The 15,470-nt window shown below is 37.7% G+C and carries 13 protein-coding genes and 1 tRNA gene; all 14 read right to left on the reverse strand.

Features of this window, described 5'->3' with window-relative positions; all coding sequences use genetic code 11:
* Positions 1 to 91: 91 nt before the first annotated feature.
* A complete protein-coding gene (locus tag B1A77_RS09635) occupies positions 92 to 1,759 on the reverse strand; it encodes an ATP-dependent nuclease (protein ID WP_077708595.1) in 1,668 nt (555 codons plus the stop codon).
* Between the two features lie 172 nt (positions 1,760 to 1,931).
* Positions 1,932 to 2,819 (reverse strand): DMT family transporter, encoded by an 888-nt coding sequence (locus tag B1A77_RS09640; protein WP_008601469.1) that lies wholly within the window; start codon positions 2,817 to 2,819, stop codon positions 1,932 to 1,934.
* A gap of 212 nt (positions 2,820 to 3,031) precedes the next feature.
* Complete coding sequence (gene thrC / locus B1A77_RS09645) at positions 3,032 to 4,531, reverse strand: threonine synthase (protein ID WP_012864628.1); 1,500 nt, start codon at positions 4,529 to 4,531, stop codon at positions 3,032 to 3,034.
* Positions 4,532 to 4,715: 184 nt separating this feature from the next.
* Positions 4,716 to 5,657 (reverse strand): Dyp-type peroxidase, encoded by a 942-nt coding sequence (locus tag B1A77_RS09650; RefSeq protein ID WP_008601474.1) that lies wholly within the window; start codon positions 5,655 to 5,657, stop codon positions 4,716 to 4,718.
* Between the two features lie 282 nt (positions 5,658 to 5,939).
* Positions 5,940 to 6,015, reverse strand: a tRNA-Lys gene (locus tag B1A77_RS09655).
* An 83-nt stretch (positions 6,016 to 6,098) separates the two neighbouring features.
* Positions 6,099 to 6,401 carry a hypothetical protein gene (locus B1A77_RS09660; protein WP_008601476.1) on the reverse strand — a complete coding sequence of 101 codons (303 nt, stop codon included), beginning with the start codon at positions 6,399 to 6,401 and terminating at the stop codon, positions 6,099 to 6,101.
* A 1-nt stretch (position 6,402) separates the two neighbouring features.
* Complete coding sequence (gene moaA / locus B1A77_RS09665) at positions 6,403 to 7,368, reverse strand: GTP 3',8-cyclase MoaA (RefSeq protein WP_077708596.1); 966 nt, start codon at positions 7,366 to 7,368, stop codon at positions 6,403 to 6,405.
* 26 nt (positions 7,369 to 7,394) lie between these two features.
* Positions 7,395 to 7,835 carry an MOSC domain-containing protein gene (locus tag B1A77_RS09670; RefSeq protein ID WP_024062021.1) on the reverse strand — a complete coding sequence of 147 codons (441 nt, stop codon included), beginning with the start codon at positions 7,833 to 7,835 and terminating at the stop codon, positions 7,395 to 7,397.
* A gap of 214 nt (positions 7,836 to 8,049) precedes the next feature.
* Complete coding sequence (locus B1A77_RS09675; protein WP_077708597.1) at positions 8,050 to 9,378, reverse strand: nucleobase:cation symporter-2 family protein; 1,329 nt, start codon at positions 9,376 to 9,378, stop codon at positions 8,050 to 8,052.
* A 180-nt stretch (positions 9,379 to 9,558) separates the two neighbouring features.
* Positions 9,559 to 10,176, reverse strand: a complete 618-nt coding sequence (locus B1A77_RS09680) for a cyclodeaminase/cyclohydrolase family protein (protein ID WP_077708598.1) — start codon at positions 10,174 to 10,176, stop codon at positions 9,559 to 9,561.
* A 158-nt stretch (positions 10,177 to 10,334) separates the two neighbouring features.
* On the reverse strand, positions 10,335 to 12,005 hold the full coding sequence (locus B1A77_RS09685; RefSeq protein ID WP_077708599.1) for a formate--tetrahydrofolate ligase: 1,671 nt from the start codon (positions 12,003 to 12,005) through the stop codon (positions 10,335 to 10,337).
* Positions 12,006 to 12,397: 392 nt separating this feature from the next.
* Positions 12,398 to 13,672, reverse strand: a complete 1,275-nt coding sequence (locus B1A77_RS09690; protein WP_077708600.1) for an SLC13 family permease — start codon at positions 13,670 to 13,672, stop codon at positions 12,398 to 12,400.
* Positions 13,673 to 13,829: 157 nt separating this feature from the next.
* The gene (ttdB, locus tag B1A77_RS09695) at positions 13,830 to 14,441 is read right to left on the reverse strand and encodes a L(+)-tartrate dehydratase subunit beta (RefSeq protein WP_077708601.1); all 612 of its coding nucleotides are present in this window, start codon (positions 14,439 to 14,441) and stop codon (positions 13,830 to 13,832) included.
* Positions 14,441 to 15,343, reverse strand: coding sequence for a L(+)-tartrate dehydratase subunit alpha (ttdA, locus tag B1A77_RS09700; protein WP_077708602.1), 903 nt, complete (start codon positions 15,341 to 15,343; stop codon positions 14,441 to 14,443). The genes ttdB and ttdA overlap by 1 nt, the downstream gene beginning before the upstream one ends.
* Between the last annotated feature and the right edge of the window lie 127 nt (positions 15,344 to 15,470).

The following is a 15,470-nucleotide window of genomic DNA, read 5'->3' on the forward strand; positions in this document are numbered from 1 at the left end:
ACTCTAAAACGCTATGTTATCTTCGAAAAAATAGAGTCTAACCAAACTTTGGTCAGACTCTATTAATTAGAAGTAGTAATGTATTACTCCATTAACCTAAACCTAGCGAAAGAAGTTTAGCACGCTCTATTACTGCTATAAATGCAGGTGGTATCATAGAAGCATCTAAAAATTGACTAATACGTCGCCCTACAATTACTCCTTTATTAGCAAAGAACCAAGAGAAGTAATAGATATGTAAATCATCTAACTTACGATCCGAAATATTCGGTAAACAACGTTGTACAATTTGGCTTTTAGTAATACCTAATTTAGCATAACCACGCCGCGCCATATCCTTTGTTACCATTGGACGAGCGTCATCAATAATGTCCTTGATGATGGCATCCATTATGGAACGCTTGTGCATCGCAAGTAGATACGATACAAAATCCATTTCAAAACAAATTTCCTCCGTATAGAATATATTGCTATGTGCTTTTGCATATTTTCCCTCTACATCGCGATCATAGAGAGCTACTGTAGGAATAGAGAATCTATTAAACAATTTTTGCAATTTACTGATAGAAGACTCTCCTCGGGCATTGATAAGACAGATGCCAAAGTAATCAAAATCTACACCCAATCGTTTACCAAAACCTGCAAAGCTACCGTACTCTGTCTCTCCTTCTACAATGATAATACACCGAGCGTAGAGCGCCTCCTTAGCCTCTGGAAAATGCATAATCAAATGTTTCTCTACCTCTTTAGGGAAGTTAAACGTGACCCCACAGGCAGCACAGACCATATTATTTTCATCCCGATAAAGGCGAATAATGTGCCGATAATCATCAACAAGCGCATCTGTACTATGTGTAACTACAAAAAGTTGTCCTAACAATCCATCAATTTTAAATACATCTCGCAACAACGCTAAAAACTCTTCATTTTCATTAGTTGCAATTTGGCGGTAATAATTGAGCACAGCGCGTTGCAAATAAGGGCTTAAATGTAACTCTGGCTCATCCACACTGATAAAGATTGGTAAAAACTTGCGACCTTTTCCATCATATACAAGTAAAGCTTCTAGATTTGTAGTCGCACTACTCACCTTCATATAAATTTGAGCTAAAATTTTAAGAGCCACAGCCATTATTAAACGCACATTATCAGCAGAATACTTGCGTTCTATAGCAGAAGATGTAGACAACACCTCTATAAGGTGTTGAATATTGAGCATACAATAGGGATCTAAATCCTTGCGTAAACTGACAATTTCACGCTGCAAATCATCAGTCGCCATTTCTAATCGAGATACATAAGCTTGTAAGAGATGTCCTAATTCAACATATACAGCAGAGGGTATAGAAAATAGCTCTTGCTCTGATGTATCGCGATGACACACATATAAGGCATGACGAATCATAGATAACGCCATAGGTTCAATCCCTGCATCAGTGACTCTGTATAATCGTGGATATACCTCTTGTACAACTTGTTCAAGTCGTAAACGGTAGGTGGGGCCTTCATCAGCAGTATACATGCTTTTATAATTTAACTCACCTAAAGATATTTTAAAATCAATGCGGATAGGCTTATTTACATCCGTAAAATCACTTTCAATAAAACCATGGCACTCCATGATAATTTCTAAGAGATCTAAAAAATTAGACTTACCTACCGCATTTTCACCGACAAAATAATTAATATCATTGTGAAAGCTTAGCGTTACATCCGCTAAGTTCCTATAGTTTTCAATATGCATCCATTTTATATACATAGCTCCTCCGTCTGTAGCTACTTTCAAAATGAAAAAGCTCTAGTATATTTCATTACAATAAATCACTAACTAATACCCCTGTATTTTATCTTTTATGTAAAAAGGTGCCAATCACGAATGTAATCAGCACCCCCACTGTCATATACAGTCTGATACTGTATATATTCGACATTTATTTAATTTTATCCTCTATAACCTTGCCCTCTCTTAATGGACCACTCTGTTCTTTAAGACGCGCCAACATGACAGAGGATATAAACATAGCAATACCAGCTCCTACTGTTGCTATGGATAAGCTTTCACCAAAGATTAAGAACCCATAGAAGGAACTAATAAATACGCCAACGTATTGCAAGAATTGAGCCACTACAGCATTGGTCGTAACAAAGGCGCCAGTCAAGAAAAACTGAGCCACTACACTAATACCACCGATAGCGAAGATAATAAGCCAATCTGTACCTTGAGGCATAACGAGCTTATCAGTAGTGACGAGGCCCGCAATCATGCCAGTAATCATGAAATAGGCCATGATTTCAAAATTACTATGTTTTCCGCGTTTACTAATAGTTCGTATCGTCGTATAGGCCGCTGCAGCTAAAGCAGCACCTAAAATTGCTACCAATGCATACCAAGAAAATGATTCATAACTAAAAGGATTTACCATTACTAAGACAGCAATCAAAATGACTCCAAGCCATTTGCCAGCCCCTTTAGGTATCGATTCCTTCAGAAACAGAGCACTAAAGATAAAAACAAATATTCCTGTCGTCTGAAATAGAATTGTTGCATCAGATAATTTTATGTGTACCAATGCTATGAAATTACATACCATACCAAAACCGCCGTATAAGCCACGCATGACGAGGAGCCCCCGATCCTCTTTTGAAAAACGGATGCCCTTCACATACATAATAATGAGCACCGCAACAGTCCCAAAGAACCCACGGGCAAAAGCGATCTCCCCAGGTGGAATATTTGTCCCTAACAGTTTTACAAATACATTCATCGTACTAAATAAAAGTGCGGATAACAATGCATATATAAGGCCCTTTTTAGCCATAGCCCCTCCTATAATTATATTTCTCTATATAATTATAAACCCATATTTCTATAAATAATGAATACATCAATACATACTAACAAAATTCCATATCATATATGATGAATGTTAATTTAATGAGAAAATGAATTTAATTGGTTAATCAATAAAAAATGATTACTCAATAAAAAACATATAGATATGCCGCCCTTCTAAGGAAAGGCGGCATTGTATTATTTAGAGAATGTATCTACAAAATCTAAGATTTCTTGTTTCATATTCTCTTTGTCGATTGCTTTTGTAAAGCGCAATGGTTTGGATTGTAAGGCTTCCAATTGTTTAGGGAAGGCAACACCCGTTACAGCAGAGATATTATCTAAGCTTTCATAAGGAGTCTCGCCCACCTTGATATCCAATGCCTCACAGATTGGTGTAGGAAATTTAAATGGATGTGCTGTAGATGCAATTACTGTATGACGAGCGCCATCTTCAGGATGCTTCTCCAACTCCTTCATATACGCCCCCATAGCAACTGCCGTGTGAGGATCCATTACATAACCGTAAGAATTGTATACTTGTTCAATGATTGCTTTCGTTTCTTCATCATCTACATAGGCACCAGCAAAATCAGTCTTAACACGTTTGAACTCTTCTTCATTAACAGTTAATTTGCCTGTTGTTTTAAGATCTTTCATCCATCCTACTGTACGTTCGCTATCTTCACCAGAAATATAATATAAGAATCGTTCAAAGTTAGAGGATTCAAGAATATCCATAGATGGAGAAATCGTCGTATAGAATGGGCGGTTCATATCGTAGGTACCGTTTTCAAAGAAGTCAGTAAGTACGTTATTTTGATTAGATGCACAAATCAATTTGCCAATAGGAATCCCCATTTTTTTAGCATAGTAAGCAGCCAAGATATTACCGAAGTTACCTGTTGGAACTACAACGTTGAAAGCTTCATCTTCATGGATCGCACCTTGTGCAACCAGTTCAGCATAGGCATTTACATAGTAAACTACTTGTGGAGCTAAACGACCAATATTGATAGAGTTCGCACTGGAGAACATAACCCCTTTTTCAGCAACCTCTTCAGCAGTCGCTTTATCAACAAAGAGGCGCTTCAAGAATTGCTGAGCATCGTCAAAGTTACCATGAATAGCCGTAACATTAACATTCTCCCCTTCTTGTTTTTGCATTTGTTCCGCTTGCATAGGACTAACGCCATCAGTTGGATAGAATACTTGAATATGAGTTCCCGGTACATCCTTGAAGCCTTCAAGAGCCGCTTTACCAGTATCACCAGAGGTAGCAGTTAAGATAAGTACTTCTTTTTTCTCGCCCTCAGCCTCCTTAGCAGCTACTAAAAGGTATGGAAATAAGGATAATGCCATATCTTTGAAAGCTTGTGTGCGGCCATGGAATAGTTCCAATACGGAAACCTTTTCCAATAAAGAGTGTAATGGTGCAATATCGCGGGTGCTGAAATTAGCATCGCAGTAAGCAGAATTAATCATTTCATTTAAATGAGCTTCGGAAAAGCATGGAAACAACTTTGCTAAAACAACGGCTGCTACTTCTTGGTAGTTTTTATCTTTCACATCATTGTAAGTTAAGCAGTTTGTAGGAAATAAAGATGGTACATATAGGCCACCATCCTCTGCTAAGCCGTGCAACAATGCATATGTTTCATTTACCGCAACGGTACCTCGGGTGCTAGTATAATTCATGGAATACCTCATTCATAACTACAATGGATTTTTACGAGTTTAATAGATTTATTATAGCATAAAAGCGCCCACTTGGGGCGCTTTCTATAGAATTATATAATAAATTTTTAATCTAGTAAATAAAACCAAATATTACTAACTAATTAAGTGAATATACAGCTTTCCAATATTAATCAGAATTCGGTTATAGTTCACCTTCCGCAATAGCATCCAATGTATCAAGAGATGGGATGAAGAATAACATGCCAGTAATAGGTTTGGAGTAATCAAGCAATTTATCGTTTTGCGTAAACATATTGGTAAGCATAGTTTTAGTTACATCCCAGTAACGAGCATAACCGATGAAATATGTACCACGTACGCCATGTCCTGGTTGGGCAAATGGAACATTCATACGAACGATTTTGTGTTCTTCATCATCACGATTATCTTGAGCCACTACATTGTGAGCTGCCGGATCTTTTTCATCATCCTCCAATTCGATATCACTAAATTTGCGACGACCAATGAATTTTTCTTGCATTTCTGTAGGAAGTGCACGCCATGCATCAAGATCATGTTCATATTTCTGTGCAAATGCATAAGAGCCATTAGTAAATTCAGGATCTTCATCTCCAATAACGCCCCACTCTACAGCCTCTTGGCCAACAGGGTTTTCCGTACCATCAACGAAATCAATAATCGCACGACCTTGTTCGTAGTGGAAGCCATGGGTTTCATCTACAACAGATGTAATAGGGCGTAAGAACTCCATAATTTGATCTACTACAGTATACGTAACAGATTCATCATTAGAGCGGACATGCAAAAATAAGTCAGCTGCTACAGCTGGTACATCTTGTTTATCACCTTTTATGCCTTGGAAGTCTTCTAACTCTTTTGGTACCGGTGCATTAGGGAACAAATAATCCCATGCCTTACGGCTAAAGCCAAAGGCAATGCCCAAACCTTCCCCATTAGCGCGAATACTAACAGAACGTTTAATGGCTTGAATACGATCTGCCATATCTTGAATCACTTCAAGCTCTGCCTCATGATCTTTACGGTTTAATAACAAAGTGGTGAAGTTGACACTTTGGCCAGCATCTTTATACACATCTTGTGTTCTAGAAACATCTACTGCCATTTGGTACCTCCTAATGAGAAAAACTATTATAAAACCATCATAAGCTATTATAGTTTTACTGTCTATAAAATATATTATATTGTATCAATACTATATTCCATTAATGTTAAAGTTTATAAACTTAATTGAATCAATGACTACTTGTTTGAGAAAAATAGGATTAAACCACAACGTATTTTAACCATGTAAATAACTATATAAAGGCTAAAAAGATATCTAAAAAGCTAAAAGAAAAATATTTACACAAAAAAAGAACTCACACAAAATGTGAGTTCTTTACTCTGGTGGACCACCAGGGGTTCGAACCCTGGACACCCTGATTAAGAGTCAGGTGCTCTGCCAGCTGAGCTAGTGGTCCATGACATGAATAATTATATGCTTATTTTATAGGAATGTAAAGAAAATTTATTACACTCCTATAAAATATCAACATTCATATTATTAATATTGTAATACCCAATCCTTCATAATATTACAGGCCTCAGTAGGGAGTAAATCACTAGTCCCTACGCAGTTTTCACCACTATATAGTTGAAGCACACTATGAGTGCGGCTTACTTCTTTAACAATAATATTCGTTAAATTAGACTTAGGAACGCTAAACTGTAACCCATAACGACCAAAATAGGTAAAAACAGACTCTTGTGTATCGTATTCTATATGGACTTGAAGCATCTTGCCTCCAGGCCAGCATGATTCAATATTTTCCTTTGATCTAGGCTTTAAAAAATCAAAAAATCCCATACTACCCTCCGATTCGCCACATTGGTCGTTCTGGTTGCTCCATGCCTATACCATCATGTCGTTCTTGTTTTCGTTGCAAAGCACGTTCGATATGCTTGGCTAAAGCCTCTTCTGAGGCACCATTGCGCACGAGCGATACAAGGTCAGCCTCATCATCTCGCAACAAGCACAATCGCATTTGACCATCAGATGTAAGGCGCACACGATTGCAGGTATCACAATAGCTATGAGACATAGAGAATATAAAGCCTACTGCCTTACCACTAGGCAGTGCCAAATATGTAGCTGGACCAAAGCCATAAACAGAATGAACCTCTGTGAGAGATCCGCCACTAGCGCGTTCTAATTGTTCCTTCCATTCATCAAAGGTAGGCCCATGAAAGGCATCACCTTGGAACGGCATGTATTCAATAAACCGCCAAACAACAGGCCATTTTTCAACATATTGTAATAAAGATTTAACTTCATCATCGGACCAATAACGAGATAAAACCGTATTAATCTTAACGGATTTAAAGTTAGCATTAATAGCACTACGTATACCGTCGAGAACAGACTCCAACTGTCCCGTTTTACCAACACAGGTAGCAAAAGCTTCAGTTTCAAGAGAGTCCAAACTAATATTCACACGATTCAAGCCAAATTTTTTTAACCGTTGCGCTCGTGAAGCTAATAAACTACCATTGGTAGTCATAGAGATATCTTCAAACCAACCTGATTCTTTAATGCGACCTAGTAGTTCTTCAATATGTGGATAGAGCAAAGGCTCACCACCTGTGAGGCGTACTGCTTTCACACCAATATGATGGAAAGCTCCTAAAATGGTCATCCATTCATCAACAGACAATAGTTGCGTTTGACTTTGAGGCGTAATTTCTGCAGGCCGGCAGTAGGGACAACAAAAATTACACGCATCTGTCAGCGACAGACGTACATATTCAATTGTACGGCCCCATGCGTCTTTCATAATACACCTCGTTTACCAACTCAAAATTATTTAATAATAGATACTTCATCACCTACGCGAATCGTACCGTTTTTAAGAACCTTACCAAAGATACCTTGTGTAGGCATAATGCAAGAACCAACTTGTTTCATGATTTCGCAACCATGATGGCATTCCTTGCCAATTTGAGTAATTTCAAGAATCACATCATCACCTACTTGTAAGTGAGTCCCTACAGCTAATTCATAAAGAATCATACCTTCTACTGTAATGTTTTCAGCGAAATCACCAGGTTTAACATCTGCACCTTGCGCCCGCATATGTTCAATACTAGCGATACCAAGTAAGCTGATTTGGCGGTGCCAATTGCCTGCATGTGCATCGCCTTCCATCCCATGATCTACAATGAGATTGGCGGATTCAATATTATGTTTTTTTTGCCCTTTTTTCTCACTAATGGAGATAGCAATAATCTTTCCGTCTGCCACGTGCCCCTTCCCTTCTTATGGGAACATTCCATATACATAACTTTTTATAAACACTTAATTGTAAATCCAGACTGTATTCCTATTTTATGAAAGTATCACAAAATAGTTCTACAATTATCTATATATTATAGCATAGTATTCATACATTTTCCCTGTGAATTTAATCACTAAAAAGAACTCTATTCTATAGGAATAGAGTTCTCGTATGTATTATTTAGCGACGACCCATTTCTTGAATTTCATCGCCATGATTAACACCATTGAGTAATAAGTTAAGCAAGATTGCCGTAATACTACCAAAGGTAATGCCAGATTTTAATATAATTTGTGCCCAATCAGGGAAATTAGCATAAAAGTTCGGCGCCGCAATAGGGATCATAGCCACACCAATACTAATCGCCACAAGCATCAAGTTATGATTACCATCAAAGCTAACCTTGCCAAGAGAGCGAATACCGCTAGCAACAATCATGCCAAACATAGCAATGCCAGCACCACCGAGTACTGCATTTGGTATACTAGCAACAATAGCGGCTAATTTAGGGAATAAACCTAACAAAATTAAGATTACTCCAGATGCAGCTACTACAAAGCGACTTTTAACACCTGTAACCGCAATAAGTCCTACATTTTGAGCAAAGGCTGTATATGGGAAACTATTAAGAATTCCCCCTATTAAAGTAGAAATACCATCGGCACGAATAACAGAAGCCAATTCTTTTCGACCTATTGGCTTATCCACAATTTCACCAATAGCAATACTATCACCTGTCGTCTCTACCATGACAACGAGCATGACGATAATCATAGATAGTACAGAAGCCCAGTCAAAGGTTGGCAAACCAAAATAGAATGGTTCAATGAAAGCAACCCATTGAGATCGACCAACTTCATCAAAATTAGCAACCCCCATTGCAAAGGCAATTGCTGTGCCTGCGATCAAACCGATTAATACAGAAAGATTACTTAAGAAACCTTTAGCAAACTTGTATACAAATACAACAATTAAGAACGTAAGAAACCCAAGTCCTATGTTTGTATAGCTTCCAAATTCTGGATTTCCTACACCGCCCCCCATCCAATTAATGGCAACTGGCATCAAATTAATCCCAATAAGAGTAATTATTGTTCCCGTTACAACCGGTGGGAACAGTCGAATTAGACGGCTAAAGAATGGAGCTACTATAAAAGTAAATAGACCTGCTACAATAATGGCACCGTAAATGGCAGTCATACCATGCTGTGCCCCAATCATAATCATAGGTCCGACAGATGCAAAGGTAACACCTTGAATCATAGGGATACGCCCACCTATATTACCAAAGCCTAATGTTTGGATTAAGGTCGCAATGCCACAGGTAAACAAGTCGGCTGTAATAAGGCGAATCAAATCCTCTACCGGTAAATTCATCGCCTGTGCCACAATAATCGGTACCGCAACAGCTCCAGCATACATAGCAAGTACATGCTGTAAACCAAAGGCAAAGAGCTGTGGTATGGGCAGCATGCTATCGACCGTATTCATTTGTTTTTGATCTGTCATAATGTCTCCTACATAAAATCTCGAAATATCCCCCGTTTATTTTACACTATCGTTCGGATTTTAACAATACAAAAAAGAGAGTCTATTATTTTATATGTATTAATAGGCTCTCTTTATATTATTTCCCGAACTTTTATAGTTTGCTTGGTTATATTATTCGATTTATATTATAATCTCTTATTATTCATATAACCCTATGATAGACGACTCTTTAACATCAAGATCTTTTTCAATGGCATACATCTTAGATGTTAGTTCTGCTACAAAACTTTCATCTTTAATACCAGATAAATTAATACGCACATTCAAAAAAGCCGATTTCACCGCAGCACGCGCATTAATAGCAGCAATAATACCATCTGTAATAAGATTTTGATTACCCTTACGAGAGGCTAGTTCTGCTAAATCAAATATTTGATTCGCTAATTCTCCAATCTCAAAAGGTACCATAGCCGCATCTTTGTAAGCTTGCTGAATAGCCGCTGTACGTATAGCTTTTTCCTCATTTGTGTTCTTTGGCAAACCTAATGCCTTCATAAAGATGTTAAACACATCCGCATCAGCTTGAGATAATTCGAGCATACGATTGCGAATCTCTTCTGCTTTAGCTTGAAGCTCCTCCATTTCGGTCTGAACCGCTTCATAATCTTTTTTACCAAATGTAAGGTTTGCTACCATTTCTGCTAAAGCCGCACCTGTTGCGGCAGTTAGTGCTGCAATAGCACCACCACCTGGTGTTGGCTCTTTCGATGCAGTAGCAGCCACAAAATCTATCACTCGTTGTTCCACTAATTTCATAACAAGGCCTCATGTAAAAGCGATAACAAGATATCCCTTGTTATCGCTTTGTAATTACTATAAAAATCTACAAATATTAAACACAATAAAAATATAACTAATTATAGCAGACATTATAAATCTCCAGTTAAGAAACGTTCTACTATAAACAATATCTATTAAAATAAGCCTTTAATTGTGCCGTCTGCTTCAATATCCATATTAAGAGCAGTAGGACGTTTAGGAAGGCCTGGCATTACCATTACATCACCTGTACGACATACAATAAAGCCTGCCCCATTGGCAACGCGAATATCGGATACAGTAATAGTGAATCCTGTTGGAGCCCCTAATAATGCTGGATTATCAGATAAGGAATATTGCGTTTTCGCCATACATACAGGCAAACGATCCAGTCCCCAATCTGCTAATTGTTTAATTTGCTTTTTGGCTTTGTCCGTAAAAATAACTCCATCGCCACCATAAATAGTTTTAACGATTTTATTAACTTTATCCTCTAAACTATCTTCCAAATCATATACGAATTTAGGTGTTGGCTTAGGACCTTCAAGTAACTCTACGACTTTTTTCGCCATATCAGTGCCGCCTTCGCCGCCCTTTTCCCAGCATTCATTAAGCTCTACAGGCACGCCAAACTCATCACACAAGCGAGTCAACTCTGCAACTTCTGCGTCAGTATCGCTAGCAAATTTATTGATTGCCACTAATACAGGCACATTAAAGTAACGCATGTTTTCAATCGCTTTTTGCAAGTTACTGAAACCTTTAGTTATGGCTTCAATATTTTCTGTATTCAACTCTTGTTTCGGTACACCACCATGCATTTTAAGAGCTCGTAATGTAGCTACGATGACGATTGTATCTGGGAAAATATCGCCGTATCGGCATTTGATATCAAGGAACTTTTCAGCACCCAAGTCAGCACCAAAGCCGGCTTCCGTAACTACGATATCACCAAGCTTAAGTCCTAGTTTTGTAGCTACAATGGAGTTACAACCATGAGCGATATTTGCAAAGGGACCACCGTGAACAATAGCTGGTGTATGTTCCAATGTTTGTACGAGATTTGGCTTGATAGCATCTTTCATGAGAAGCGCCATTGCCCCTTGGCAACCAAGTTGATGAACATAAACAGGATCACCTGCTAAGTTACAACCGATAACGATGCGACCAAAACGTTCTTTCAAATCTTCTAAATCCTTAGCTAAGCAAAGAATAGCCATGATTTCAGAAGCAACGGTAATCATAAAATGATCTTCCCGAGGAAATCCACATACTTTGCCACCAAGTGCAACTGTCACATTGCGAAGAGCACGATCATTCATATCTAGAACACGTGTCCAAGATAGTTGACGCAAATCGATTTGCAATTCATTTCCTTGATGGATATGGTTATCGATCATAGCGGATAATAAATTGTTAGCCGCTGTAATAGCATGCATATCACCTGTAAAGTGAAGATTGATGTCATCCATAGGTACAACTTGAGCATAACCACCACCTGCTGCACCACCTTTAATCCCAAAAACAGGTCCTAAGGATGGCTCACGTAATGTAGCAATTGCATCTTTACCGATTTTTTGTAGCCCTTGTACGAGACCAATGCTCGTTGTAGACTTACCTTCCCCTGCTGGTGTTGGCGTAATCGCTGTGACTAGCACTAACTTACCATCTGGCTTAGATTCTAAACGACGAATAGCATCAAAAGAAATTTTAGCTTTATAATGACCATATTGTTCAATGTCATCAGGTGTTAAACCACATTTATTGGCAATAACCTGAATCTTCTCCATTCTATTCTGTTGGGCAATCTCAATATCGCTTAACATAAAGCCTCCTCGGCACTAAGGCCATCTATAAACTATATAACAACTATAACCTTACTCTCTAATATTCAATATTTAATATTAACTGTCTACTGTAGGTGTATATTTGTGCAACTACAGTAATCTATTATATATGAAAGTAGACCATATGTCTAATCAATTCTTGCCTATCTCTATATTATATTAACTTATTACCAAAATATTTTCTCCAAATAAGAAATAAGGGGCTGTAACAAAACAACTCTAAGTGCGTCTAAAAACAAAAAATACCAAGAAAACCTAGGATGTTACAAACTTAATTTTCTTGGTATTTTTTATATTATAAAGGGACTGCAACTAGAATGTGGTACAACCACATCCTGTTACAGCCCCTTGTATGACTAACCTTAATATAATTATGGGTTAAATGGGAACAAAATCGGTAACAATACTAAAGATACAATTGCAGATACTACAATCAACGGTACGCCGGCTTTCACATAGTCCTTAAAACTATACCCAGCTACATTATATACCATAGTATTCGCAGGCATCCCTATAGGTGTACCATACGCAAGAGAGCTAGAAATTACGATTGCAACAAGAATTGCCTTAGGATCAAAACCTAATTGAGATGCTAAAGACAATCCGATTGGAGCTAGCAATGCAACATCTGCTGTATTGGACATAAAGTTTGTCATAAATACAGATAGGAAGAAAAGTACCGCTAATAATGCCAATGGATTAGGTGTATCCCCCAAAGCATCAACAATAAGATTTGCAATATATGCACCTGCCCCAGATTTTACCATTGCTGTACCAAGAGCTAAGGAACCTACAAATAGTAGAATTGTCTTCATATCGATAGACTTAACTGCTTCGTTTTCGGTAATAACTCCTGTCGCTACGATAACAAGTGCACCTACCCAAGCACTAACCGCTAAGGATACGCCAATTTGTTTTTCAAAAATCATAGCAGCGATAGTCAACACCAATACCAAACCAGCTACCCATTTTTTCCAAACTGGAACATGACTAAAATCAGCATTTTTTTGATAGTTTGGATCAGGTTCACGTGTTGGAACCTCAGGTAAGAATCTTTTACCAATGAATGCATAGAATAAAGTACCTACGATAAGCATAGGTAAACCTACTTCACCATAAGCAAAGAAACTAAAGGATCCAAGGCCGGCTTCTTGCAAATTAGAATTTGCAATCATATTACCAGGAGAGCCAATCATAGAAATATTTCCCCCCATAGCAGCGGCAAATACGATTGGCATTAAGAATTTAGTTTGGTTAAAACCACCCTTTTTGCAAATACCAATAACAACAGGAATCATAACCGCTGCAGTACCTGTATTAGATAAGAAGCCAGACATAATACCTGTAAGCATCATAATAGCAATAATAAGGATAGTTTCATTTTTAGCAAATTTATTAACAACGTTACCAACATCAACAGCTACACCTGTTTCAAAGAAAGCAGCGCCGATAATAAACATAGCAATAAACAAAATAACATTAGAGTCAACGAAACCTTTAAAAGCTTCCGCTGCAGTTAATACACCAGAAAGATGTAATCCAACGGCCACAATCATAGCCGTAATAGACAATGGAATTTTCTCCAATGCAAACATTACGATTGCAAATACAAGAAATCCCAGTGTAATAGCAATACTATAATCCATGAGAATTCCTTTCATGGTAGTCATACTCTTATAGTATATCTATATGAAGATACGCTGTAAATCACAAAACAATATTATTAATAATTATTTCTCATATAGATATATTTACAAGTTATGAAGTTATTCATAATATAAAGAAATCGCTATTCTTATCTTATTATTTGATGAAACCTACGTGTTTATATATTTCGTCTAATATTTCATCTTTTTTCTTATTATATTCTATTTTCTTTTCTTCAAAGTAGTTATTACCGTCTGCATCAATGGATACGATAAGCGGACCAAATTCTTTAACCTTAAAAGTCCACAAAGTCTCACACATACCTAATTCACGCCAATTAGCAGATTCTACTTTTTCGACTTCTGTAGCAGCAAGAACCGCATTACCTGCAGGGAACACACAGTGTAGTGCACCAAAGTCTTTGCAGGCACGTGCTGTTTCAGGACCCATGCCACCTTTACCTACAATGAGACGTACACCTGTCTTTTTAACAAATTCATATTCGAATTTTTCCATCCTCATAGATGTAGTAGGTCCTACAGATACAACTTCAAATTCATTATCGCTTATAGTACGAATAATTGGACCTGCATGAAGTATAGCCCCATCTTTAACATCAACCGGTAACGTTTTACCTTCTTCTACCACACGACGATGCCCCATATCACGACAGGTTGTAATATGCCCAGTCAAATAAATCACATCGCCTGGCTTAATGCCTGCTAAATCAGATTGTTGAATAGGTGTAGTTAATATTTTCTTAGCCATTATAATGTCACTCCTTTATGAGATTTAACTGTGCAATTACCATCCTTGTCAAATACGAGATCGCCGCGACGATGATTCCAACAACCTACACTAACAGCACAAGAAATAACAGATGGATGACGTGTACCATGTTCAATGTTCACACCTAAAACAGTTTTATCCCCACCCATACCTTGAGGTCCAATACCAATCTTATTAATTCCATCTTCTAACAATTGTTCCATATAAGCCGCTTTTTCATTAGGTGCTTTTGAAGATACAGGGCGCATTAATGCTTTTTTAGATAATCCAGCAGCGGTATCAATAGTTGTAGCAATCCCTACACCTACCAATAGTGGAGGACACGCATTCAATCCATAGCTTGTCATCAAATCAAGAACAAACTTAGCAACACCTTCATAGCCTTCGCCTGGCATCAATGTTTTACCTGACCCTGGCAAGGAACACCCGCCACCAGCCATATAAGGGAAGATTTCTACATCATCGCAACCAGGAATGATATCCCAGTGAATATAAGGTGCAGTGAGGCCAATATTTTTACCAGTATTAAACTCATCAAAAGTTTCTACACAGTTCAATCGTAATGGAGCCTCTTGTGTAGCCTTATAAGTTGCTTCTCTTAGAATATCTTCTAATTCTCCTAGTAAGGGATAATTAGATCCAACCTTTACCCAAAATTGTAATACACCAGTATCTTGACAAGAAGGACGATTAAGCTGAGCTGCTAAATCCATATTATGTTGCATTGTTTCATAAATAGATTTGGCCATAGGATTTTTTTCATCCTGTGCCAATTCATGAATTTTTTCTTGTACATCATCAGGCAATACCTTTGCCATATAAGAAATGAAATTAGCTATCTTATCTGTCATTTCTTGTACTTGTTGTTCCTTCGTACTCATCGCAAACCTCCAAAAAGACTTCAATATTTAAGACGTGATTATTTCTGTTTCGGAACCTTAGCTCCTTTCGATGATTCTATTCTACTCTTTTTTCAGTATATAACTATCCAATTTACAAGTTGATTTT

Source organism: Veillonella parvula, assembly GCF_002005185.1.
GTDB lineage: Bacteria > Bacillota > Negativicutes > Veillonellales > Veillonellaceae > Veillonella > Veillonella parvula_M.